The 19,445-nt window shown below is 69.9% G+C and carries 20 protein-coding genes and 2 pseudogenes; 13 read left to right on the top strand and 9 right to left on the bottom strand.

Going from position 1 to position 19,445, the window contains the following annotated elements; genetic code table 11:
* Positions 1-112 precede the first annotated feature (112 nt).
* From ACF08N_RS00280 to ACF08N_RS00255, 6 genes are all read left to right on the top strand, one after another.
* Positions 113-1,132, top strand: coding sequence for a FecCD family ABC transporter permease (locus ACF08N_RS00280; RefSeq protein WP_392322855.1), 1,020 nt, complete (start codon positions 113-115; stop codon positions 1,130-1,132).
* A gap of 1 nt (position 1,133) precedes the next feature.
* Positions 1,134-1,907 (top strand): ABC transporter ATP-binding protein, encoded by a 774-nt coding sequence (locus ACF08N_RS00275; protein WP_392322282.1) that lies wholly within the window; start codon positions 1,134-1,136, stop codon positions 1,905-1,907.
* A 53-nt stretch (positions 1,908-1,960) separates the two neighbouring features.
* Complete coding sequence (locus ACF08N_RS00270; protein ID WP_392322281.1) at positions 1,961-2,971, top strand: ABC transporter substrate-binding protein; 1,011 nt, start codon at positions 1,961-1,963, stop codon at positions 2,969-2,971.
* Positions 2,972-3,313: 342 nt separating this feature from the next.
* The gene (gene ctaD, locus ACF08N_RS00265) at positions 3,314-5,065 is read left to right on the top strand and encodes a cytochrome c oxidase subunit I (RefSeq protein WP_392322280.1); all 1,752 of its coding nucleotides are present in this window, start codon (positions 3,314-3,316) and stop codon (positions 5,063-5,065) included.
* A complete protein-coding gene (locus tag ACF08N_RS00260; RefSeq protein ID WP_392322279.1) occupies positions 5,062-5,424 on the top strand; it encodes a hypothetical protein in 363 nt (120 codons plus the stop codon). Before ctaD ends, ACF08N_RS00260 begins: the two co-directional genes overlap by 4 nt.
* Before the next feature lie 78 nt (positions 5,425-5,502).
* A complete protein-coding gene (locus tag ACF08N_RS00255) occupies positions 5,503-6,240 on the top strand; it encodes an SAM-dependent methyltransferase (protein WP_392322278.1) in 738 nt (245 codons plus the stop codon).
* Positions 6,241-6,280: 40 nt separating this feature from the next.
* Here ACF08N_RS00255 and ACF08N_RS00250 read toward each other — a convergent pair.
* From ACF08N_RS00250 to ACF08N_RS00240, 3 genes and pseudogenes are all read right to left on the bottom strand, one after another.
* A pseudogene (locus ACF08N_RS00250) lies at positions 6,281-6,718 on the bottom strand (glycosyltransferase family A protein); the annotation flags it as partial.
* Positions 6,719-6,835: 117 nt separating this feature from the next.
* A complete protein-coding gene (locus ACF08N_RS00245) occupies positions 6,836-7,081 on the bottom strand; it encodes a hypothetical protein (RefSeq protein ID WP_392322277.1) in 246 nt (81 codons plus the stop codon).
* 114 nt (positions 7,082-7,195) lie between these two features.
* Positions 7,196-7,843, bottom strand: a complete 648-nt coding sequence (locus ACF08N_RS00240; RefSeq protein ID WP_392322276.1) for a peroxiredoxin-like family protein — start codon at positions 7,841-7,843, stop codon at positions 7,196-7,198.
* A 121-nt stretch (positions 7,844-7,964) separates the two neighbouring features.
* On the opposite strand from ACF08N_RS00240, the gene ACF08N_RS00235 reads away from it, so the two are divergent.
* Entirely contained in the window at positions 7,965-8,573 is a 609-nt protein-coding gene (locus ACF08N_RS00235) for a TetR/AcrR family transcriptional regulator (protein WP_392322275.1), read from the top strand.
* A gap of 75 nt (positions 8,574-8,648) precedes the next feature.
* On the opposite strand, the gene ACF08N_RS00230 is transcribed toward ACF08N_RS00235, so the two are convergent.
* Positions 8,649-9,236, bottom strand: coding sequence for a DM13 domain-containing protein (locus ACF08N_RS00230; RefSeq protein WP_392322274.1), 588 nt, complete (start codon positions 9,234-9,236; stop codon positions 8,649-8,651).
* A gap of 279 nt (positions 9,237-9,515) precedes the next feature.
* Positions 9,516-9,926, bottom strand: a complete 411-nt coding sequence (locus tag ACF08N_RS00225) for a four-helix bundle copper-binding protein (protein ID WP_392322273.1) — start codon at positions 9,924-9,926, stop codon at positions 9,516-9,518.
* Between the two features lie 132 nt (positions 9,927-10,058).
* Here ACF08N_RS00225 and ACF08N_RS00220 point away from each other — a divergent pair, with 132 nt between their 5' ends.
* Positions 10,059-10,772, top strand: a complete 714-nt coding sequence (locus tag ACF08N_RS00220; protein WP_392322272.1) for a nucleotidyltransferase — start codon at positions 10,059-10,061, stop codon at positions 10,770-10,772.
* Positions 10,773-11,047: 275 nt separating this feature from the next.
* Here the strand turns inward: ACF08N_RS00220 and ACF08N_RS00215 are convergent, their stop codons facing one another.
* Complete coding sequence (locus ACF08N_RS00215) at positions 11,048-12,526, bottom strand: LamG domain-containing protein (RefSeq protein ID WP_392322271.1); 1,479 nt, start codon at positions 12,524-12,526, stop codon at positions 11,048-11,050.
* A gap of 108 nt (positions 12,527-12,634) precedes the next feature.
* Here ACF08N_RS00215 and larC point away from each other — a divergent pair, with 108 nt between their 5' ends.
* Both larC and ACF08N_RS00205 read left to right on the top strand, forming a co-directional pair.
* The gene (gene larC / locus ACF08N_RS00210; protein WP_392322270.1) at positions 12,635-13,009 is read left to right on the top strand and encodes a nickel insertion protein; all 375 of its coding nucleotides are present in this window, start codon (positions 12,635-12,637) and stop codon (positions 13,007-13,009) included.
* Positions 12,990-13,880 carry an N-acetylglucosamine-6-phosphate deacetylase gene (locus tag ACF08N_RS00205; RefSeq protein WP_392322269.1) on the top strand — a complete coding sequence of 297 codons (891 nt, stop codon included), beginning with the start codon at positions 12,990-12,992 and terminating at the stop codon, positions 13,878-13,880. The genes larC and ACF08N_RS00205 overlap by 20 nt, the downstream gene beginning before the upstream one ends.
* A 285-nt stretch (positions 13,881-14,165) precedes the next feature.
* Here the strand turns inward: ACF08N_RS00205 and ACF08N_RS00200 are convergent, their stop codons facing one another.
* From ACF08N_RS00200 to ACF08N_RS00190, 3 genes and pseudogenes are all read right to left on the bottom strand, one after another.
* Complete coding sequence (locus tag ACF08N_RS00200) at positions 14,166-15,005, bottom strand: hypothetical protein (protein ID WP_392322268.1); 840 nt, start codon at positions 15,003-15,005, stop codon at positions 14,166-14,168.
* 78 nt (positions 15,006-15,083) lie between these two features.
* A pseudogene (locus tag ACF08N_RS00195) lies at positions 15,084-15,297 on the bottom strand (IS256 family transposase); the annotation flags it as partial.
* Positions 15,249-16,220, bottom strand: coding sequence for a LysR family transcriptional regulator (locus tag ACF08N_RS00190; RefSeq protein WP_392322267.1), 972 nt, complete (start codon positions 16,218-16,220; stop codon positions 15,249-15,251). The pseudogene ACF08N_RS00195 and the gene ACF08N_RS00190, both read right to left, overlap by 49 nt.
* 114 nt (positions 16,221-16,334) lie before the next feature.
* Between ACF08N_RS00190 and ACF08N_RS00185 the strand changes: the two genes are divergently transcribed.
* The 3 genes from ACF08N_RS00185 to ACF08N_RS00175 all read left to right on the top strand — a co-directional run bounded on the left by ACF08N_RS00185 (position 16,335) and on the right by ACF08N_RS00175 (position 18,901).
* On the top strand, positions 16,335-16,814 hold the full coding sequence (locus tag ACF08N_RS00185) for a solute carrier family 23 protein (protein WP_392322266.1): 480 nt from the start codon (positions 16,335-16,337) through the stop codon (positions 16,812-16,814).
* Between the two features lie 213 nt (positions 16,815-17,027).
* Entirely contained in the window at positions 17,028-18,392 is a 1,365-nt protein-coding gene (locus ACF08N_RS00180; RefSeq protein WP_392322265.1) for an amidohydrolase family protein, read from the top strand.
* Positions 18,389-18,901: a nucleoside deaminase gene (locus tag ACF08N_RS00175; protein ID WP_392322264.1), complete on the top strand. Its 513-nt coding sequence runs from the start codon at positions 18,389-18,391 to the stop codon at positions 18,899-18,901. Before ACF08N_RS00180 ends, ACF08N_RS00175 begins: the two co-directional genes overlap by 4 nt.
* The last annotated feature ends 544 nt before the right edge of the window (positions 18,902-19,445 follow it).

The following is a 19,445-nucleotide window of genomic DNA, read 5'->3' as shown; positions in this document are numbered from 1 at the left end:
CCCGCCCGCGATCTCCGCGCCGTCGGCGAGCAGCGGCGCCGATACGTCCGCCGCCCCAACCCCCGCACCCGCGCCGAGCGTGAGGGACCGGCTCACGTCCCGCAAGGGCCTGGTGACCGCCTGCGCCGCCCTGCTCGCCGTACTCCTCGCCTCGATCGTCGTGGCCATCGGTCTCGGCTCCGCCGTGATCACGCCGGGGGAGACCGCCCGGTACCTGTGTGCGGCGCTCAGCGGTGGCACCATCGCGCCGGACGAGGTGACCACGTATCAGATCATCTGGCAGATCCGCACGCCACGGGTGCTGCTCGCGGCGCTCGTCGGGGCGGGGCTGAGCGCCATCGGTGTCGCCATCCAGGCTCTCGTGCGCAACGCACTCGCCGACCCCTTCGTCCTCGGCGTCTCGTCCGGGGCGTCCGTCGGCGCCGTCGGTGTCACCGTCACCGGGGGACTGGCGGCCCTGGGCGTCTACGCCGTGTCCGCCGGGGCCTTCGTCGGCGCCCTGGTCGCCTCGCTCCTGGTGTATGCCGCATCGTCCAGCCGGGGGTCGCTCTCCCCGCTGCGTCTCGTGCTGACGGGCGTGGCCATGTCGCTCGGCTTCCAGGCGGTGATGAGCGTGATCATCTACTTCGCGCCGGACAGCGAGGCGACCAGCATGGTCCTGTACTGGACGATGGGCAGCTTCGGAGCCGCCGCCTGGGGCTCGCTGCCCGTCGTGTCCGTGGCGGTGATCCTCGGGCTGGCCGTCCTGTACCGGTACGGCCGCGCCCTGGACGTGCTCGCCCTCGGGGACGAGACCGCCGCGAGCCTGGGCATCAGCCCCGACCGCCACCGCAAGGGCCTGCTCGTGCTGGTGTCGCTCGTGACGGGCGTGATGGTCGCCGTCAGCGGGGCCATCGCCTTCGTCGGACTCGTGATGCCCCACCTGGTGCGCATGGTCGTCGGCGCCGGCCACGCCCGGGTGCTGGCCGTGGCGCCACTGGCCGGGGCGGTCTTCATGGTCTGGGTCGACCTGGCGTCCCGGACGCTGGTCGCCCCGCGCGAGCTGCCCCTCGGCGTCATCACCGCACTCGTCGGCGTGCCGGTGTTCATCACGCTGATGCGCCGCAAGGGCTACCTGTTCGGAGGCCGCTGAGATGGATCTGAGCCTCGACGGGCTCTCCGTCGTGACCGACGGCAGGAGCCTGGTGCGCGACCTGTCCCTCGATGTGCGCAGCGGTCAGGTCGTCGGCCTGATCGGGCCGAACGGAAGCGGCAAGTCCACCGCCCTGCGCTGCGTGTACCGCGCACTTCGCCCCAGCTCCGGCACCGTCCGGGTGGGCGAACAGGACCTCTCCCGCCTCACCATGCGCCGCAGCGCACAGGTCATCGCGGCCATGACCCAGGACGGGTCCGTCGACCTCGACTTCACGGTCCAGGAGGTCGTCGAACTGGGACGCACACCGCATCTCCAGGGCAACCAGGCGCTCGGCCGGCGGGAGCGGGACCTGTGCGAGCGGGTGATGGACCAGCTCGACATCCGCCACCTCGCCCGGCGCGGTGTCCTCACACTGTCGGGCGGGGAGCGCCAGCGCGTCCTGCTGGCGCGGGCCCTCGTCCAGGAACCGAAGATCCTGGTGCTCGACGAGCCGACCAACCACCTCGACGTGCGCCACCAGGTCGAGTTGCTCTCGCTCCTGCGAGGGTCGGGACTCACCGTCCTGGTCGTACTGCACGACCTCAACCTCGCGGCGGCCGCCTGCGACCGGCTCGGCGTCCTCTCCCGCGGGCGCCTCGTGGCCGCCGGAACGCCGGAGGACGTCCTGACCACGGAACTGGTGGACGACGTCTTCGGCGTCAAGGCCAGCATCGTCGCCCACCCCCTGACGGGCGATCCTCAGCTGCTGTACACGCTCTCCCCTTCCCGCTGATTCCTCCCGTCGCTTCTCCCGTCGAAACCAACGTCGAAAGGCAGCATCACGCCATGTCCACAACCCCATTCCCCGGCCCGGTGCGGCGGCGCGCCGCTCTCGGATCAGCGCTCGCGGCCACGCTGCTGCTCAGCGGCTGCGGAGCCGACGTCGCATCGGACGCCGAGGCGTCCGCGAAGGTCACCGTCAACAGGTGTGGTGAGCCGGTCGAGTACTCCGTCCCCCAACGGGCGGTCGCGTACGAAGGGGGAAGCGCGGACAAGCTGTTCAGCCTGGGCCTGACCGAGCACGTGCACGGTTATGTGATGCCCCCGGCGAACCCGCCGGTGAGCGAATCCCCGTGGGCGGCCGAGTACGCCAAGGTGAAGATGCTCAGCGACGACCTCCTCAACAAGGAACTCGTCGTCGAGGCGAAGTCCGACTTCGTGGTGGCCGGCTGGAACTCGGGCTTCAAGGACGAGCGGGGCATCACGCCGGAGATCCTGGACAAGCTCGGCATCCAGAGCTTCATGCACACCGAGAGCTGCTTCAACTATCCCCGGTACCCCGAGAAGGTCACCCCGTTCGAGGCCCTGTACACCGACCTCCAGCGGCTCGGCCGTATCTTCAGGGTCGAGGACAAGGCCGACGCGGTGGTCGCGGACCTGAAGAAGCGGGTGCAGGCCGTCAAGGACCAGGCGCCCCAGGGCGACCCGATGCCGGTCTTCCTCTACGACTCCGGCACGGACCAGCCCTTCACCGCGGGCAGCCAGGTGCCTCCCAACGACATCATCAGGACGGCCGGAGGGAGGAACATCTTCGGCGGCCTCGACCAGCGGTGGACCCAGGTGAACTGGGAATCCGTCGCGAAGGCCGAGCCGGAAGTCGTCATCATCCTCGACTACGGCGACCTGCCCGCCCAGAAGAAGATCGACTTCCTGAAGAAGTCCCCGCACACCCGCGAGCTGCCCGCGGTCAAGAAGAACAACTTCTTCGTCCTCGACTACAACGAGGGCATCAGCGGGCCCCGCAACATCGACGGCCTGGAGAAGTTCGCGACGTACCTGCGCGACCTCCGCGGATGACCGTGCGGCCCGGTCCTGCGCGGTCCACGCCGGCTGCGCAGGACGGGGCGCCGTACGCATCCGGCCTGTGGACATTGCCCTTCCGAGTGGCCCCGATGGAGTGAAAAGTCCCCGGAGCGAGAGCGTGCCGTCCCGCTCGCGCACCGGCGGCACCGCGCGTCACGGCAGGTGAGCGGGGTGGGCCGGGGCCCGCCCGGTGGCCGTCGCGCCAGGCATGTCACTCGGGCAGGCGGAGTGCAGGAGCGCTAGATTGCCCCTCGATGTCCCTTTGGGGAACGTGTGCGTCCCTTTGGGTGGCGTGATGCAGGTTCCCCGAGGCTGCCCCGACGAGTGGGAGTTCGCGTGAACCCGGAGAAGGCCGCGCTGTCCGAGGACGAGGACGCGTACGAGAACGAGCTGCCGCTGCGGCGCAGACAGCCCGGCAATGTCGTCATCAAGTGGCTGACCACCACGGACCACAAGACGATCGGCACGCTCTATCTGCTCACCTCGTTCCTCTTCTTCCTGATCGGCGGGCTGATGGCGCTCATCATGCGCGCCGAGCTGGCCCGTCCGGGCACGCAGATCATGTCGAACGAGCAGTTCAACCAGGCGTTCACGATGCACGGCACGATCATGCTGCTGATGTTCGCGACGCCGCTGTTCGCCGGATTCGCGAACTGGATCATGCCGCTGCAGATCGGCGCGCCCGACGTGGCGTTCCCGCGGCTGAACATGTTCGCGTACTGGCTGTACCTCTTCGGCTCGCTGATCGCGGTGGCCGGCTTCCTCACCCCGCAGGGTGCGGCCGACTTCGGCTGGTTCGCCTACGCGCCGCTCAACAGCATCGAACGTTCGCCGGGTGTCGGCGGCGACTTGTGGATCATGGGTCTGGCCTTCTCCGGCTTCGGCACGATCCTCGGCTCGGTCAACTTCATCACCACGATCATCTGCATGCGCGCCCCCGGCATGACGATGTTCCGGATGCCGATCTTCACCTGGAACGTGCTGCTGACCGGTGTGCTGGTCCTGCTCGCCTTCCCGGTCCTGGCCGCCGCGCTGCTCGCCCTGGAGGCGGACCGCAAGTTCGGCGCCCACGTCTTCGACGCCGACAACGGCGGCGCGTTGCTGTGGCAGCACCTCTTCTGGTTCTTCGGCCATCCCGAGGTCTACATCATCGCCCTGCCGTTCTTCGGCATCGTCACGGAGATCATCCCGGTCTTCGCCCGCAAGCCGATCTTCGGCTACATCGGCCTGGTGGGCGCGACCATCGCGATCGCCGGTCTGTCCGTGACGGTGTGGGCCCACCACATGTACGTCACCGGCGGTGTGCTGCTGCCGTTCTTCGCCTTCATGACGTTCCTCATCGCGGTCCCGACCGGTGTGAAGTTCTTCAACTGGATCGGCACGATGTGGAAGGGCTCGCTGTCCTTCGAGACACCGATGCTGTGGGCGATCGGCTTCCTCGTGACGTTCCTCTTCGGCGGCCTGACGGGGGTCATTCTCGCGTCCCCACCGCTGGACTTCCACGTATCGGACTCGTACTTCGTCGTCGCGCACTTCCACTACGTCGTCTTCGGCACCGTGGTGTTCGCGATGTTCGCCGGATTCCACTTCTGGTGGCCGAAGTTCACGGGCAAGATGCTGGACGAGCGGCTCGGCAAGATCACGTTCTGGACGCTGTTCATCGGCTTCCACGGCACGTTCCTGGTGCAGCACTGGCTGGGTGCCGAGGGCATGCCGCGGCGCTACCCGGACTATCTCGCGGCCGACGGCTTCACCGCGCTGAACACGTTCTCCTCGATCAGCTCGTTCCTGCTGGGCCTGTCGGTCCTGCCCTTCATGTACAACGTCTGGAAGACGTCGAGGTACGGGACGCAGGTCCTGGTGGACGACCCCTGGGGCTTCGGCCGTTCGCTGGAGTGGGCCACGTCCTGCCCGCCGCCGCGGCACAACTTCGTCACCCTGCCCCGCATCCGCAGCGAGTCCCCCGCGTTCGAGCTGCACCACCCGGGCATGGCCGACCTCGACTTCATCACGGACGCCCACCGCCGTGACGTGGTCGAACCGGGCAAGGGAATCGCTCCGCCACTGGGCGAGAGGGGAGACCGGTGAGCAGGCCGGTCCGGAACCCGGAGGCTGAGGCGGCCGGCGGCATTGCGGCGCTCGAAGGCTATCTGCTGGCCCAGAGCCGTCTGCAGGAGGCGCAGCGCGAGGCGGAGGCGTTCGCCGACCGGATGCCATGGCTCACCACCGGGCAGCGCGAGGAAGTCGTCCGCCTCTACGCCGAGGACCGTGTCGCCCTGTCACGCCGTGTCCTCGTGGCCCTGGTGGCACGGGCCGCCGAGCTCCGCCAGGAGTACACGAACCGCTACGACGAACTCAGACAGCGCCTGCTGCGCCGGGGCGTGGCGGCGCTCCTGGGTCTCGCGGCCCTGTGCCTCTTCGCCGTCGCGTGCGGCGTCCCCTTCTGATCCGACGGGACCGGCCGGGCGCACCAGGACCCGGAAAACAGGAGTGCGAGTGGTCTTCGGCGATGTCAGGCTGCGGCGGTGAACCGTGAACAGGTGTCCGACATCGCCCATGCCCGCCATCCGATCAGGTCCCCGCTCGACGACGATGCGGTGCGCCAACTGCTCGACCACGGGATCCCCCGGGCAGACGCGCGTGTACTCGACCTCGGCTGCGGCGGGGGAGAGTGGCTCCTCCGTGCCCTGGCCACCCACCCTCGCCTGCATGCCGAAGGCGTCGACACCTCCGCCGGCGCGCTCGCACAGGCCCGTGCGGCCGCGAGCGGGCTCGGCGTCCACGAACGGCTGGTCCTCCACCATCGGACAGCCGCCGACTTCGTCTCCGCGCACCCGTTCGACCTGGTGCTCAGCGTCGGGGCCACCCACGTATTCGGCGGCCTGCTGCCCACTCTCGCGGCGGTACGCGAGCACCTGGCTCCTGGAGGGCGCGTCCTGGTCGGTGACGGATTCTGGGAGAAGGAGCCTTCCCCGGAAGCCGTAGAAATGCTGGGCGAGTTGACCGACCTGGCGACCACCGTGGACCGCGTCACCGCGAACGGGTGGACGCCTGTCCACGGGCACGTCAGCACACGCCGGGAGCTGGACGACTACGAGTGGGCGTGCTGGGGGTCGCTCGCCTCCTGGGCCCTGGACCGTCCCGACGATCCGGACAGCTCCGAGGTTCTCGCGACAGCCACCGCCCGCCGCTCCGAATGGCTGCGCTCGTACCGGGACAGCTGGGGTTTCGTCTGCCTCGTACTGCGCCGGACGTCCGACTGAGGCGGCCCGGTCCGCTCGGTGGCGGGACGGTGACGGTTCGTCAGCCGATGGAGCGGCGCGCGGTGAACCGCTTCTGTGCCTCTTCGAGGGCGGCGAGCCGTCGTTCGATCGGGGGAGGGACGACCCGCCGTTCGCGCAGGACCCAGCCGAGCCCGGCGCGAGCGTCGGCGAAGGCCCGGAGCGAGGCGCGGTCGTGCGGGACGGTACGAGCGAGGTACAGCGTCCGCCGGAGCGCCGGCAACAACGGGCGGCGCAGCCAGGAGAACCACAGCGTGTTGCGCAGGCCGTCGATACGGCGCCGGGTGGCGTCCCGGGCCGGGGAGGGGGCGTGGTGCACGGTCACGGCCGCGAGGCGGTCGTGACGGTCCAGCAGTCGCTCGACGCGGGCGAGCGCGCCCGGGTCCCACCAGCAGTCGTCGTCGCAGAACGCGACGCACGGCGTGCGTACGTGCTCCAGAGCGAGGTTGCGGCCGCCGGCGGTGTTCGGCGGCGCCTGCGATCGTTGTGGCGTTCTCCGCCGGCCGCGACGGTGCCGTGCTCGGTGGGTGCCGGCCCGGCCCGCTCGCCCTCGCGGGCCGGGCCGGCGGCGGGCGGTTCAGGACGTCTCGTTCTCCTCGTCGCTCTCCACGCCCTCCAGAGGCTCACCGCTGCGCGTTCCTCCCGGGCTGTAGCCCTCGGTGGCACTCGCCGTCCCGGGAACGGTGCGCCGCCCGGGTTGCCGCTCCCGCCCGGAATGCGCGCCGGGCCCGCGGTCCTCGGGTACGCCCTCCTCCTGTGCGGGCCTGTCGGCCTTGTTCCTGCGCTCGGGGTCCTGATCCATGCCGCGATGTTGTGCACTCATGACACGTCACCTTCCGGACGTAACGTCGCCCGCACCGGGTCACCCGGCAGCCGGTGGATAAACCGGACCGGTCCGCCATCGGTGCGTCATCCGTGCGATGCGGCGCGGGTCGCCTCAGCTCAGTGTGTCCAGCGCCGCGAGGATGTCCGCGGGCTCGGCGCGCCTGGTGTAGTCGGTGTCGACGAAGGCCCAGCGGATCACCCCTTCGCGGTCGATGACGTAGGTCGCGGGCAGGGGCAGCGTCCGGGGGTGGCCGCCGTTGGAGTGCTGGAGTTCGATGCCGATGGAGTCGTAGACGGCCGCGAGGTCGTCGGGCAGGTCGAAGGCGAGACCGTACTGCTTGGCCGTGTCGGAGCCGATGTCGCTCAGCACGTCGAAGGCCAGTTCGTGCTTCTCGCTCAGGGACAGCGACTCGTCGGGGATCTGCGGCGAGACGGCCACGAGCGTCGCGCCGCGCGCGCCGATCTCCGCGTGGTGCCGCTGGAGCGCGCGCAGCGCGATGTTGCAGTAGGGGCACCAGGCGCCGCGATAGAAGGTGAGCACGACCGGGCCGGTGGCCAGCATGCCGTCCAGCGTCACGGTCGCGCCGGTGGCCGAGGGCAGGCCGAAACGGGGCGCCCGCGCGCCCACGGCGAGTGCGCGCTCGGCCTGGCCGGATTCCGCGAGACGGCGGCCTGCCCGTTCCATCACCTCACGGGCGGCGGCAGGGAGCTCGGGGTAGCGGGACTCGAAGAAGGCACGCAGTTCTGCGTCGAGGCTCATCAGGGCTGTCCCCTCCAGATCATGAAACGACTGTTCCAAGATAGGGGCGTACGAGTTCCGCCGCCACCGTTTCGGCCCGTTATCTTGGAATCAACGGTCCCAGTTGATTGGCGGGCGGCACATGCCGGACATCAAGCACTTCGATCCGGACGCGGCGCTGGACGCGGCGATGAGACTGTTCTGGCGTCAGGGCGTGGACTCGACCGGCATCCAGGACGTCGTCGACACGACGGGGCTCAACCGGTCCAGTCTGTACGCCACGTTCGGCGGCAAGCAGCAGCTGTACCTGGCGGCGCTGCGCCGCTACGGGGAGCAGCGCGCCGATCGGGCGTTCCGCGGCATGGCGGAGGACGACCGAGGACTGCCGGCCGTCACCGACTTCTTCACCGGGCTGATCGAGGTGCGCTGTTCCGGTGAGTTCGCCGGCTGGGGCTGCATGGTCGCCAACGCACTGGCCGGGGCCGGCAGCGCCGAGAACGGCGACCCCGAGGTCCAGGCGCTCGTGGAGCGCCAGCACAACAGCCTCCGCGAGGCGCTGCGCACGGCGCTCACCACCGCCCGTAGCCTCGGGCAGCTCGCACCTGTCACGGACCCGGACGCCGCGGCCGAGGTGCTCGCCCTCCTCGCGTACGGGGTGAACCTGCGCTCCCGCGCCGGCGCGGACGCCGCGACGCTGCGGCGGGCCGTGTCCTCGGCCGTGGCGGCGCTGTCGGTGAGCGGTGCGGAGTAGCGAGGCGCACCGGCACGGGACCGCCTTGCGAGGCGGCCCGCAACGGGCGGGCGCCGGCGCGCCTCGTCAGAGGTGTCAGGCGGGCGCGAGCTCGGCAGCGCCGAAGGACACGTCGAAACGGTCGCACCAGATGCTCACGCTGCTGTACGCGCCGAGATCGATGTCCTCGGGCAGCGCGTAGTTCTGGTCGCCCTTGTTGCCCTTGAGTTTGCCGAGGCTCTGGTACTTCCCGTCGTCGAAGACGTGCCAGCCGGCCTTCCCCTCCTTCACCGGGGCGTCCGTGAGCCACACCCGCAGGTCCGGCCCGTTGCTGGTGTCCAGGCCCTCCAGGCGCAGCGTCCGCGTGCCGTCGGGCAGGCGCACGATCTTCACCGTGCCCGAGGTCGGGTGCTCGTGGGTGACGAACGACCCGGTGGCCAGCGTCACCGGCCCGGCCGGGGGCGCAGACGGCGACGGCGCGCCCGGCTCCGGGCTCGCGGACGGGCCCTTCGACGGACCGGGTGTGGCGTCTCCGGCGACAACGGGGAAGTCCTCGCGCACGGTCTCGTCCTGCCAGATCTTCCACGGCTGGAACCAGTAGAGCCCCGCCCCCGCGGCCACCACGACCGCCGTCGCCGCCGCCATGACCACCGGTCTGCCCGGCCGCCGTCGCCCACCCACCATGGTCTCCTCCTGAACCCGCTTGCGCTGTCGGCCCATTCAACGTCAGGCGAGGGCCGCGTGTCCGCCGTGGCCGGATGACGAATTCCTTACGGCGGGCAGGGGACGCGCGACCATGCGACGACCTGCCTGCGGCGGACCAGCCACTGCGCGGCCTTCGCCCCGACGGCGGACGGTCATGTCGGCGGCCCCGGCCGCCGAGACCCCGGCCGTGGTCGGTCGTTGTGGTCAGGCTGTCGTGATGAGCCTTGTGGTCAGGCTGTTGTGATCCGGTCGTCGTGGTCAGCCGAGAGTGGCGCGCAGCTCGTTGCACGCCTGCTCGCACAGCCGGCACGCCTCGGCGCAGACGCGGCAGTGCTCGTGCATGTCGGCGTGGCTCGCGCACTCGTCCGGCCACGCCTTGCACGCGGTGGCGCACGCCTGGAGCATCGCGCGGGTGATGTCGGCGTCGTAGCCGGTGTGGCGGGAGAGGACCGCGGCGGTCGCGGTGCAGATGTCGGCGCAGTCCATGTCCGTGCGGATGCACTTGGTCGGGTCACCGACCATGCCCTCGGACAGGCAGGCGTCCGCGCAGGCGGTACACGCCTGGGCGCAGGCGATGCATTCCTCGATGCACCGGGCCATCGCCTCCTGGCCCAAGCCACCGAGGTCGGCCGGGTAGGTGTTGAGCATCTTCTTGACGGGTGTGGCCATCGTTCAACGTCTCCTTGTCGCGCGCCCGTGGCCCGCGGCCCACAACGGTTCACGGCAGGGAGCCGGCGGCGGCAACCTGACGGGTATCACCGGCGGGCTCCGGTGAACGGGAGTATCGGACACAGTGGTCCCATGGATGCACGGGGACTGGACCGAGACGGAACGATCGCACGCGAAGGCGCACTGGACCGGGTGCCGTCTGCGTTCGTCCCCGTCGTCGACGCCGCCCGGGCCACTATCGCCGGGACGTTCGACGCAACGCGCCTGCACAGCGCCTACCTCTACGGCAGCATCCCGCGCGGCACCGCCACGCCCGGAGTCTCCGACCTCGATCTCCAGCTCGTCCTGCACGCCGAACCCACCGCGGCAGACCGCGCCGACGCCCGCGCGGTCGAAGCCGCACTGGACGGCGCGTTTCCCCGAGTCGACGGCGTCGGCCCCGATCTCGCGGACGAACTGCCCCGTTACCGACCCACATCCCTGCTCGCGCGCGAGACGAACGGCGACCTCGCCCTCCTGCTGCCGCGCTGGCGCGCCAAGGCTGCGGAAACGGTCATGGACACCGGTCTCCGCACCCTCGGCCGGCGCGTCGGCCGCCGCCTCGCGCGGACCGGATTCACCCTGATCATGCCCCGGTGGGGCGGCTGGACCAGCGACCTCGAGAAGTCCGCGGAACTCTTCGGCCGCTACTACCCCGAGCGCGCCGCGCAGATGCGTATCGCCGCGTCCACCGGCCGCGCGCCCTGTCCCGATCGAGCGGTGCTCGGGATGCTCGTCGACGACCTGGGCCCGTGGCTCGCGGCCGAGTACACGGCTGTGCACGGCGAGAAGGACCCACGTCCCTGACGGACGGCATCCCGGCCGACGAGGCCGACCCGTGCGCGCGCTCTCCACGAGCGGTTGCGGGCACGCGGGCCGTCGGGCGTCGATGCCGTGTTCGCCGATACGGGGCTGACGCCCGAGGTCGCGAGACATAGTCCGAGCGCATGGCGCGGCACGGCCGGGCCCCCGGCGAATGAGGCGTCCCGCCCCACGCCGGAGGGGCGCGGCTTTCCCTGCTTCGGTACACCCTGGGGGGGAGTCCGCCTCGACAGGTACGTTCCCGCCCCCGCGGTGGGCCGTCAGACGAGGCGGGCGGCGGCGATCGGCCGCTCCGCCACCGTGTAGGTCTTCGTCGAGCCGGAGTTGACGCTCCACCGGTAGCGCGAGAACTCGCCGGTGGTGTCCGAGGCGTAGAACATCATGTGGCCGATGCCGACGCCCTGCAGGTTCTCGCCGTCGACGTTGCTGACCATCCGCGTGTCGGGATACGGGGCGTAACTGGACAGGCCGTACACCCCGTGCGGATCCGCCGTGCAGTCCACGACCTCGACCGCGTACTGCGTCTCGCCGGTGAAGGTCAGCGACCCCGTGTAGACGCCTTTGACCTCCCGCACCATCACGATGTGGCCGGTGTTGTCCGGGTCTGCGCCGTTGTAGTCGACCGAGATCAGGTCGCCGGGCTGGAGGTCGGTGACCTTGCGGACGCGTTGGAACCGCGGCCCGGCCGTCCCGGCCGCGAAGGCGATCCGGTAGTCCGCGGCCTCCGGGATCCGGTCCTGGAAGTACTGCGTGAAGTACGTGTCCGTCGCCCATGTGTAGGTGTGCTTCAGCACCCACGTGATGAACGAGGAACAGCGGGCGTGGGCGATCCAGCTCGCCGGGTCGTCCGCACGGCCCCACACCATCGACGAAGGCGAACCCACCAGGTAGACGTTGTTCTCCCGGGCCGTACGCCCACTGATGACGGCGATCTCCTCCGCCGCCAGGGCCCGGCTGTAGGCCCGTACGTCGTCCACCGAGCCCTTGAACCGGTTCACCGGCGCGCCGTCGTACTTGGCGCGGCCGATGTTGAAGCCCTGCGTGGCGGCCCAGGACAGGGTCGTGTTCGCGCTGCCCTCCAGCTGTCCGTCGACGTACAGGTGGATGCTCGTGCCGTCCCACACGCCGGCCAGGTGCGTCCATACGCCCAGTGCGGCGGTCGTGTGGGCGACCGCGGAGACCTTGTCGCTCTGGTCCTCGCTGCGGACCTTGAACGCCCAATTCCGCACGGCCGGCTCGTACTGGAGCAGGAAACGGCTCGCCACCGCGCCGTCCTGGCTCACCGCCGTGTACATGTTCGCCGGATCGGCCGGCGACGTGGGGTCGTCGGACAGCCGCACCCACGCCGACACCGTGAACGGCGCCGTGGTGTCCAGCACCGAACTCGTGGCCGCGTACGCCCCCGACGTGCCGTCGAAGCTCAGCTCACCGCCCGCGCGCAGCGTCGTCCAGCGCGCCCCCGCGCCGAGCGTGACAGGCCGTTCACGGCCGGACCGGTCGGCGCCCTTGCCGTCCAGCGGCCAGTGACCCACAAGGCCGCCGGGCAGATAGCCGGCGGCCAGCAGCCGCTGGTACTGCACCATCTGTTCGGCCTGTGCAAGATGCGGAGCAGCGACCGGGGTGAACGGCGTGTCCAGCGGTGCCTCGGCGGCCGCCGGCACCGCGCTTGCGACGATACCGGTCAGTGCGCCCGCACCCACCACAGCTGCTCCGCTCAACAGCCCACGTCTGCTGACCATTCGTCACTCCATTGCGTTCGCACCAAGAGGGTCGGCAGAGTGTAGCCACCTGTCGAACAGCTGGACGACGGCCGGGTCGCGGCCGCTCACACTCAGGAGACCCGCGGTATGAACGAGTCAGGCCGAGTCGCCTGGATCGACGCGACGTCGGGCGTCGCCGGTGACATGCTGCTGGGCGCGCTGTTCGACGCGGGGGCTGCGCCGAACGCGGTCCAGGCGGCGGTCGACGCGGTGCTCCCGTCCTGTGTGAGGCTGACGCGGACGGACGTGACCCGGTGCGGGATGCGGGCCGTGAAGGCCGGGGTCGAGGTCCTGAGCGAGGACCAGCCGCACCGCACCTGGCGGACCGTCCGCGACCTGCTGCACAACGCCGATGTCGCGGAGTCCGTACGGGCCGGTGCGCTGGCGGTGTTCGAGCGGCTGGCCCGTGCCGAGGCGCGGGGTCACCTCGTACTGCCCCACCGTGGTGACCGCCTCCCGTGAGCGGATCCTCCGGGCGCTTCGGGCCGTGGCCGAGGCGCGTGAGCGCAGCCCGCTCGTCGCCCGGACCGTCGTCGGAGTACATGTCGAAGGGCCGTACCTTGCGGCCGCTGACGGGCCACGCGGCGCGCACGACGCCCGGCACCTGCGCGACCCCGACCCGGACGAACTGGCCGGATGGCTCGCCGCCGCACCGGGGCTGGTCCGCATCGTCACACTCGCCCCGGAGCGGCCCGGCTCCGCGGACTACATCCGCGCCGCGACTCGGGCCGGCGTCGTCGTCGCGGTGGGACACACGGACGCCTCGCCCGAGCAGATACGCGAGGCGGCCCGTGCCGGAGCCGGACTGTCGACACACCTGGGGAACGGAACGCACGCCGTACTGCCCCGCCACCCCAACCACATCTGGGCCCAGCTCGCCGAGGACGCGCTGACCGCCACGTTCATCGCGGACGGCCACCACCTGCCGGCCGACGCCTTCGTCGCCATGGTCCGTGCCAAGGGGACCGGACGAGCGGTACTCGTCAGCGATTCGGTCGCGCTGGCGGGCTGTCCGCCCGGCGAGTACCGCACACCGGTGGGCGGTTCGGTCACCGTGGAACCGTCCGGCACACTGCGGCTGACCGGGACCAGCCTGCTCGCCGGGTCGGGCCGGTCACTGCTCGACTGCGTGCGCTGGGCCGTGCGGGAGACCCCCTTCACCCTCGCCGAGGTGTGGGAGATGGCCTCGACCGCTCCGGCACGGGCGCTCGGCCTCACCGGCCGCGGCGTCATCGAGGTCGGCGCACGCGCCGACCTGTGCGTCGCAGAACAACAGGGTGCGGCCGAGGGGCAGTTGCGGCTGGTCTCCACACTGGTCTGTGGGGAGGCATGACCGAGCCGGCACGACCCACCGCCGATGAGGCCGTCGGAGCAACCTCACGGAGCGCCTTCGGGTCGTTCTGCGGCATGCGGACCCCTGTGTCCGAGAGCTGCGCCCGGAGTGGCCCCCCGGACACGTCGCTGGAGCGAATCTCTCCACGACCGGCCTCGTGCGGTCTGTACGGCATGGCTAAAATGGCGGCCGCGGGCTCCGTAGTCGTCATGTCCTCCCTTGACGTCCGGTCAGCCGCGGTCGACGGCTGCCCTGCCATCGAGGCGGCCGTTACGGGGCGCCCGGTCAACGCAGCGGGTCCAGATGTTCACGCGCAGCCTCGACGAATGCTGTACGAGCTTCGGCCAGGCGTTGGGTGGCGTCAGCATGTTCCCTGCCGGTCTGCAGGGCGCCGTCCCATGACGGGTCCGACAGCAGGGCACGGATCTGCTGAGCCGTGAGAAGCCCACAAGCGTCGAGGCTCGACGCCGCGCGCTGGCGGGCCGTGTCGTAGGCGTCATGGTCGATGCGGCCGGCCTCGTACTGGAACGACGCTTCGCGGAACCGAGTGAGGTCCTGGTGGGCGGTCAAGGAGAGGCCCACAGGCGATCTGGGGTTTTCGCGCTCGGCGGTCGTGGCGTTCGTTATGGCGTGGCTGAGGATTCTCAAGGCGTTTGCCCTGGGCGCGAGTTGGATGGCATACCGCACTACGGCATCGGTGCGGATGCATGCCTCCGCAGCTCGCATGGCCAGCGGGGCCGGGCCTTCGAGTTCGAGTGCGGCACGGGTGGCGCGCAATGTACGAAGGGCAGTGCCCAACGGCCCCGTGCTGTCGGAGTCCTCGCTGGTGAGCAGATCCGGCTGCGTCACCTGTCGCTCCACTTCTGCGAGCGCGGCGATGAACGCGGCGTACGCGTCGCGTTGCACGCCGCGCCGCCACTGCTCATGGGCGGCGCGCTGCGCTGCGTGGGCCTGGTCAAGCGCGGCACGGTAAGTGGCTTTGGCCTGTTCGAGCATCGCGTCCGCCTGTGCTTTCGCGCCGGTGATCTGTGCCCGGGCGGCTACGAGGGTACCGACCACGCCGAATGCGACGCCGAACAGTGTGCAGCCGCCACCGATGAGCGCGGAAGTGACCTGGGCGTCCATCAGATGTCCTCCGTAGCAAAGTGACCGTTTCCGAAGAGGCTGAGCAATTGTCGCTGTGGTCCGCGTGACGTGTGATCAGGCGGCGGTGACCACCGTGCGGGACCGGTGGTGGCCGTTGCGGACCACCATGCGGCGCCCCGCCTCCTCGGTCTCGGCCGGCCAACTCGGCTATGCACTGGTTGACTTCGGCCTCCAGCGCGGCGGCGAGCATCCGCCGGGCGCCCTCGCGGACGATCTCGTCAATCAAGGATCCGGACTCGGTGGAGCCGTCGGCGTTCGCTGCGCTGAGCACGGGCGTGCCTTCCCGACCCGCGCCGGGGGCGCATCGAGTTCGAAGACCCGATGTGAGGCAAGACGGTCGCGCAGCCAGAGCTCCGGCTCGCTGTGGCGCCCATCGCGCCGGTAGAGGAGGTCCACACCGACGAGCCAGTCGGTGTGCTCGTAGGCGTCGAGTCGGAGTTCGACGAACTCCCCTGAGGCGAGGCCGTCAACGACGAACTGACGGGGAACAGTGGCCCAGCCGAGACCCGCGCGAGCCATCTCCATCAGGACGCCGTAGTCGTGGATCCGCCACGTTTGCGCTGTCTGCAGATACTCAGCCGTGGGATGCAGCGTCCCGGCCTCCGCATAGAGAAGGCGCCGGTGCTCGCGCATATCCGCGAACGACAGTCGCCGGCGTCCTGCGAGAACGTGACTGCGATGCACCACGTGCATGAGGATCAGGTTGCCGAGCCGACGGAAGCCAAGTGCTCTGTCGTAGTCGGGATCGGTGAACGCCACCCCGATCGCGGCCCGGCCGGCCAGCACATCCTCGCTCGCACGGCCGGTACCCAGCGGGCTGCGTACGACCAGGTTCGTATACGGGTAGCGGCCAGCGAACTCCTGCAATGGCTCAACGATCGTCCGCAACGGCACGCTCACACTGATCGTGAGCGAGTCGGTGGTGCCCGCGGCAAACGCAGCCGCCTGCGACTCGAAGGCCCGTGCACGATCGAGAACGGTCCGTGCCTCCAGCACCATCCGCTCTCCGGCTGGAGTCAGCCGCGGGATCCGTGTGGACCGGTCGAACAGGTCAAGACCGAGCTCGATCTCCAGCTGGGAGATCGCCTCCGAGAGCGAAGACTGCGCCTTTCCCAGGACGCGTGCGGCTGCCGAGAAGGATCCGGCCTCGGAGGCCACGACGAACGCCTCGAGACGGTCCAGGTTGATTGCCACGGTCCGGCTCCATCCATCGGGAAACCCGATGCTAACCAACTTGGAGCTTCGGCGGTGCTGGACTTAGCGTCACGCTCCTACCTGCCAGCGCTCAGGTGTCCGGAGGAGATCCGTATGAATGCCACCGTGAACCCGGAGGACGAACGCCTCGGCGTCGGCCGCTGCCTGCTGTTCGGTCTCCAGCACATGCTGACCATGTACGGCAGCCTCATCGCCACTCCGCTCGTCGTCGGCAGCGCTGCGGGCCTCGCTGCGAGTGAGGTCGGCGCGCTGATCACCGCATCGTTGTTCATTGGCGGTGTGGCCACTTTGCTGCAGTCGCTGGGGCTCCCGTTCTTCGGATCCCGTCTGCCGCTCGTCCAGGGAGTCTCCTTCGCGGGAGTCGCCACCATGATCGCGATCATCAACGGCGGCGGGGGGATGTCCTGGTTCCAAGTGATCTTCGGGTCCGGCATCAGCTCGGCCGCCGTCCTCGCGGTTGTGCTGAACCTGGCCTTCAACCACATCCGCGCCGGAACCCCCCAAGACCCTTCGGTGAATGCGCTTGGCATCGCGCGACGCAACGCGGCACGCGACCCGGAGCCCCGCAACTGACGCCCTCCGTATCCGACCAACCCCGTAGGGGGTGTCTCGCCGATCATGCCGGGCTCGCGACGCCCTGCGACCCCGTCTCCCGCGTTGTCGTCGGTCGCCATGGCTCCGCCATTGTCTCCTTCCTCCGCCTTGGATCCGGGGCCGCAGAACGCCGCTCACTGATCCGGCCTGATCGGCGAGACACCCCCTAGAAACTCAGAATCCAGGAGTGACATGACCACCCTTTACACCGGCGATGTCGTCGTCACCATGAACCCGAGCCGCGAGATTCTCACCGACGGGGCAATCGCCGTCGACGGCACTGACATCGTCATGATCGACACGGCCGATCTCGTGCGAGCCCAGTACCCAGACGCCGACGTTGTCGACCTCGCCGGCCACATCCTCATGCCCGGTCTGGTGAACGGGCACCACCACTCCGGAGTCCTTCGCGGGACGGCCGAGCACCTGCCGGTGTGGGAATGGCTTCGCCTGCACATCGACCCCATGCACCGGGTGCTCCGTCCCGACGAAGCCGAGGCAGCAGCATGGCTGTGCTACGCCGAAGGACTCCTGTCCGGCACCACCACCATCGTCGACATGTGGCGCCATCTCGATGGTGCCGCTCGCGCCGCCAGTGCCCTCGGCAACCGACTTGTCACGGTCAACTATGTGGGCGCGCACCCCGACTACGACTACTTCGACACCCTCGACGACAACGAGCACATGCTGCGTACCTGGAGCGGTGGCGCCGACGGGCGGATCATCCCGTGGGTCGGACTTGAGCACCTGTTCTACGCCGACGACGCCGGCCGCCGGCGTGCCCTCGACCTCGCCAACGAGTACCAGACCGGAATCTACCTGCACTGCTCGGAGTCGGAGATCGAACTGAAGCAGTTCGACACGGAGTTCGGCACCCGTCCCATGTTCGCGCTGGAGCGCCTCGGCTTCTTCGACGTGCCCCGCACCATGATCGCCCACGCGGTGTGGCTGGATGAGCAGGAGATCCAGCTGATCGCCGACCGAGCAGTCGGGGTCTCACACAACCCGGTGTCGAACATGAAGCTGGCCAGCGGAATGGCGCCGATCGCCGAAATGCTCGCCGCCGGTGTGAACGTAGGACTCGGCACCGACGGGGAGAAGGAGAACAACAACCTCGACATGTTCGAGGAGATGAAGGTCGCCTCTCTCCTCGGGAAGCTACGCGCCATGGACGCCGCAGCGATGGACTCCTGGCAGGTGCTCGAGATGGCGACCATGGGCGGAGCCCGGGCCCTGGGGCTACAGGACCGCATCGGCTCGCTCGAGGCCGGCAAGCAGGCGGACTTCATCGCTGTCCGCACTGGAACGCCACGCACCACGCCGCTCATCACCCAGGGGACGTACGCGAATGTCCACCACAATCTCGTACACGCGGTACGCGGGTCCGACGTGGCCATGACCGTTGTGGCCGGATCGATCGTCGTTCGCGACGGCGCACTCGTGACCGCGGATCTCCCGGACATCATCGAGCGTGCCGCAGCCGTTGTTCCGGGCCTGTTCGAGCGCAGGACTGCCTGGTTGGCCGAGGCCGGCGAACCGGAAGGGCTGTTCTCATGACGATGCCGACTGCGCGGACCGATGGACAGGCCCCGCTCGCCGAGCGCGATGTGGAGTTCCTGGAACGCGCCATCACCCTGGCGGAAGAGGGGGTGGCACGTGGTCGGCACCCGTTCGCGGCGCTTGTGGTCGCCGCCCGGGGGGACGTGATCGCCCAGGGCGTCAACAACTCCATGCCGCCCGGCGATCCCACCCAGCATGCCGAACTGATCGCTGCAGCAGCCGCAGCCCGAGCGGTTTCTCTCGACGAACTCGGCCGGGCCACGCTGTACAGCAGTGCGGAACCCTGCGCGATGTGCGCGGGCGCCGTCTACTGGACCGGAATCGGCCGGGTCGTCTACGCCTTGTCCGAGGCGCGACTTCTCGCCCTGACCGGCGACCATCCCGAGAACCCGACGCTGTCCCTCCCCTGTCGCGAGGTGTTTGCCCGGGGCCAGCGCAGGGTCGAGGTGGTCGGTCCGCTGCTGGAGGACGAAGCAGCGGCCGCGCACCTCGGTTTCTGGTCCTGAGCTCGCCGGTTCCGGTATTGGGGCGCGCAGTGGCGGTGTGCGCCGACGGTGGCCTGGAGACGGATGTGGTGGGCTCGGTTGAAGCGGCGAGCCGACAGGCCGGTCGTCGCGGGGTCCGAGTGAGCGGCCCCTTGGCGTCGATGTCGCGCCGGCGGGCGAGGATGTCGGCGCACGCAGGCTGGTGCGACCATGCCCGAGCCGGCCGTGCGTCCACCCCTCATCGGGCATGGCTGGACTTGGGTCCGAACCGGGCTGCGCCCGGCCCCGCGCGGCGGAGAACACACCGTCCCTGTCCATGACCGGTCCTCGCCGGCGGGCGACAGCCGGTCGGGCGAGGGCCTGCCGGGCGTCGGCGGTCACGGGCGTGCTGCGCCCCCATGTACCGAAGGCGTGTTCCGCAGGGACAGGCCCGGATCGGCGCGCACCGGCTCTCCGGCCTGCTACCGATCGACGCAGGACCCCCGCGATGGCCGTGAACACTCAGTCCGGCTGCCGGGTCAGCTTTCCGCTGCGGGAGAGCACGTCGAAGAGGGCCTTCCGAATC

The organism is Streptomyces sp. NPDC015127, from assembly GCF_043080095.1.
Lineage (GTDB): Bacteria > Actinomycetota > Actinomycetes > Streptomycetales > Streptomycetaceae > Streptomyces.
The sequence above is the reverse complement of the archived record's forward strand: the minus strand, read 5'-3'. Positions and strand labels throughout refer to the sequence as shown.

What these genes read in the sequence shown, in the direction of transcription:
- ACF08N_RS00275 (WP_392322282.1), top strand. Translation starts at nt 1,134, where the DNA reads ATGGATCTGAGCCTCGACGGGCTCTCCGTCGTGACCGACGGCAGGAGC.
- ACF08N_RS00270 (WP_392322281.1), top strand. Translation starts at nt 1,961, where the DNA reads ATGTCCACAACCCCATTCCCCGGCCCGGTGCGGCGGCGCGCCGCTCTC.
- ACF08N_RS00245 (WP_392322277.1), bottom strand. Translation starts at nt 7,081, where the DNA reads ATGAGTGCACAACATCGCGGCATGGATCAGGACCCCGAGCGCAGGAAC.
- ACF08N_RS00240 (WP_392322276.1), bottom strand. Translation starts at nt 7,843, where the DNA reads ATGAGCCTCGACGCAGAACTGCGTGCCTTCTTCGAGTCCCGCTACCCC.
- ACF08N_RS00235 (WP_392322275.1), top strand. Translation starts at nt 7,965, where the DNA reads ATGCCGGACATCAAGCACTTCGATCCGGACGCGGCGCTGGACGCGGCG.
- ACF08N_RS00230 (WP_392322274.1), bottom strand. Translation starts at nt 9,236, where the DNA reads ATGGTGGGTGGGCGACGGCGGCCGGGCAGACCGGTGGTCATGGCGGCG.
- ACF08N_RS00225 (WP_392322273.1), bottom strand. Translation starts at nt 9,926, where the DNA reads ATGGCCACACCCGTCAAGAAGATGCTCAACACCTACCCGGCCGACCTC.
- ACF08N_RS00220 (WP_392322272.1), top strand. Translation starts at nt 10,059, where the DNA reads ATGGATGCACGGGGACTGGACCGAGACGGAACGATCGCACGCGAAGGC.
- ACF08N_RS00215 (WP_392322271.1), bottom strand. Translation starts at nt 12,526, where the DNA reads ATGGTCAGCAGACGTGGGCTGTTGAGCGGAGCAGCTGTGGTGGGTGCG.
- larC (WP_392322270.1), top strand. Translation starts at nt 12,635, where the DNA reads ATGAACGAGTCAGGCCGAGTCGCCTGGATCGACGCGACGTCGGGCGTC.
- ACF08N_RS00200 (WP_392322268.1), bottom strand. Translation starts at nt 15,005, where the DNA reads ATGGACGCCCAGGTCACTTCCGCGCTCATCGGTGGCGGCTGCACACTG.
- ACF08N_RS00185 (WP_392322266.1), top strand. Translation starts at nt 16,335, where the DNA reads ATGAATGCCACCGTGAACCCGGAGGACGAACGCCTCGGCGTCGGCCGC.
- ACF08N_RS00180 (WP_392322265.1), top strand. Translation starts at nt 17,028, where the DNA reads ATGACCACCCTTTACACCGGCGATGTCGTCGTCACCATGAACCCGAGC.
- ACF08N_RS00175 (WP_392322264.1), top strand. Translation starts at nt 18,389, where the DNA reads ATGACGATGCCGACTGCGCGGACCGATGGACAGGCCCCGCTCGCCGAG.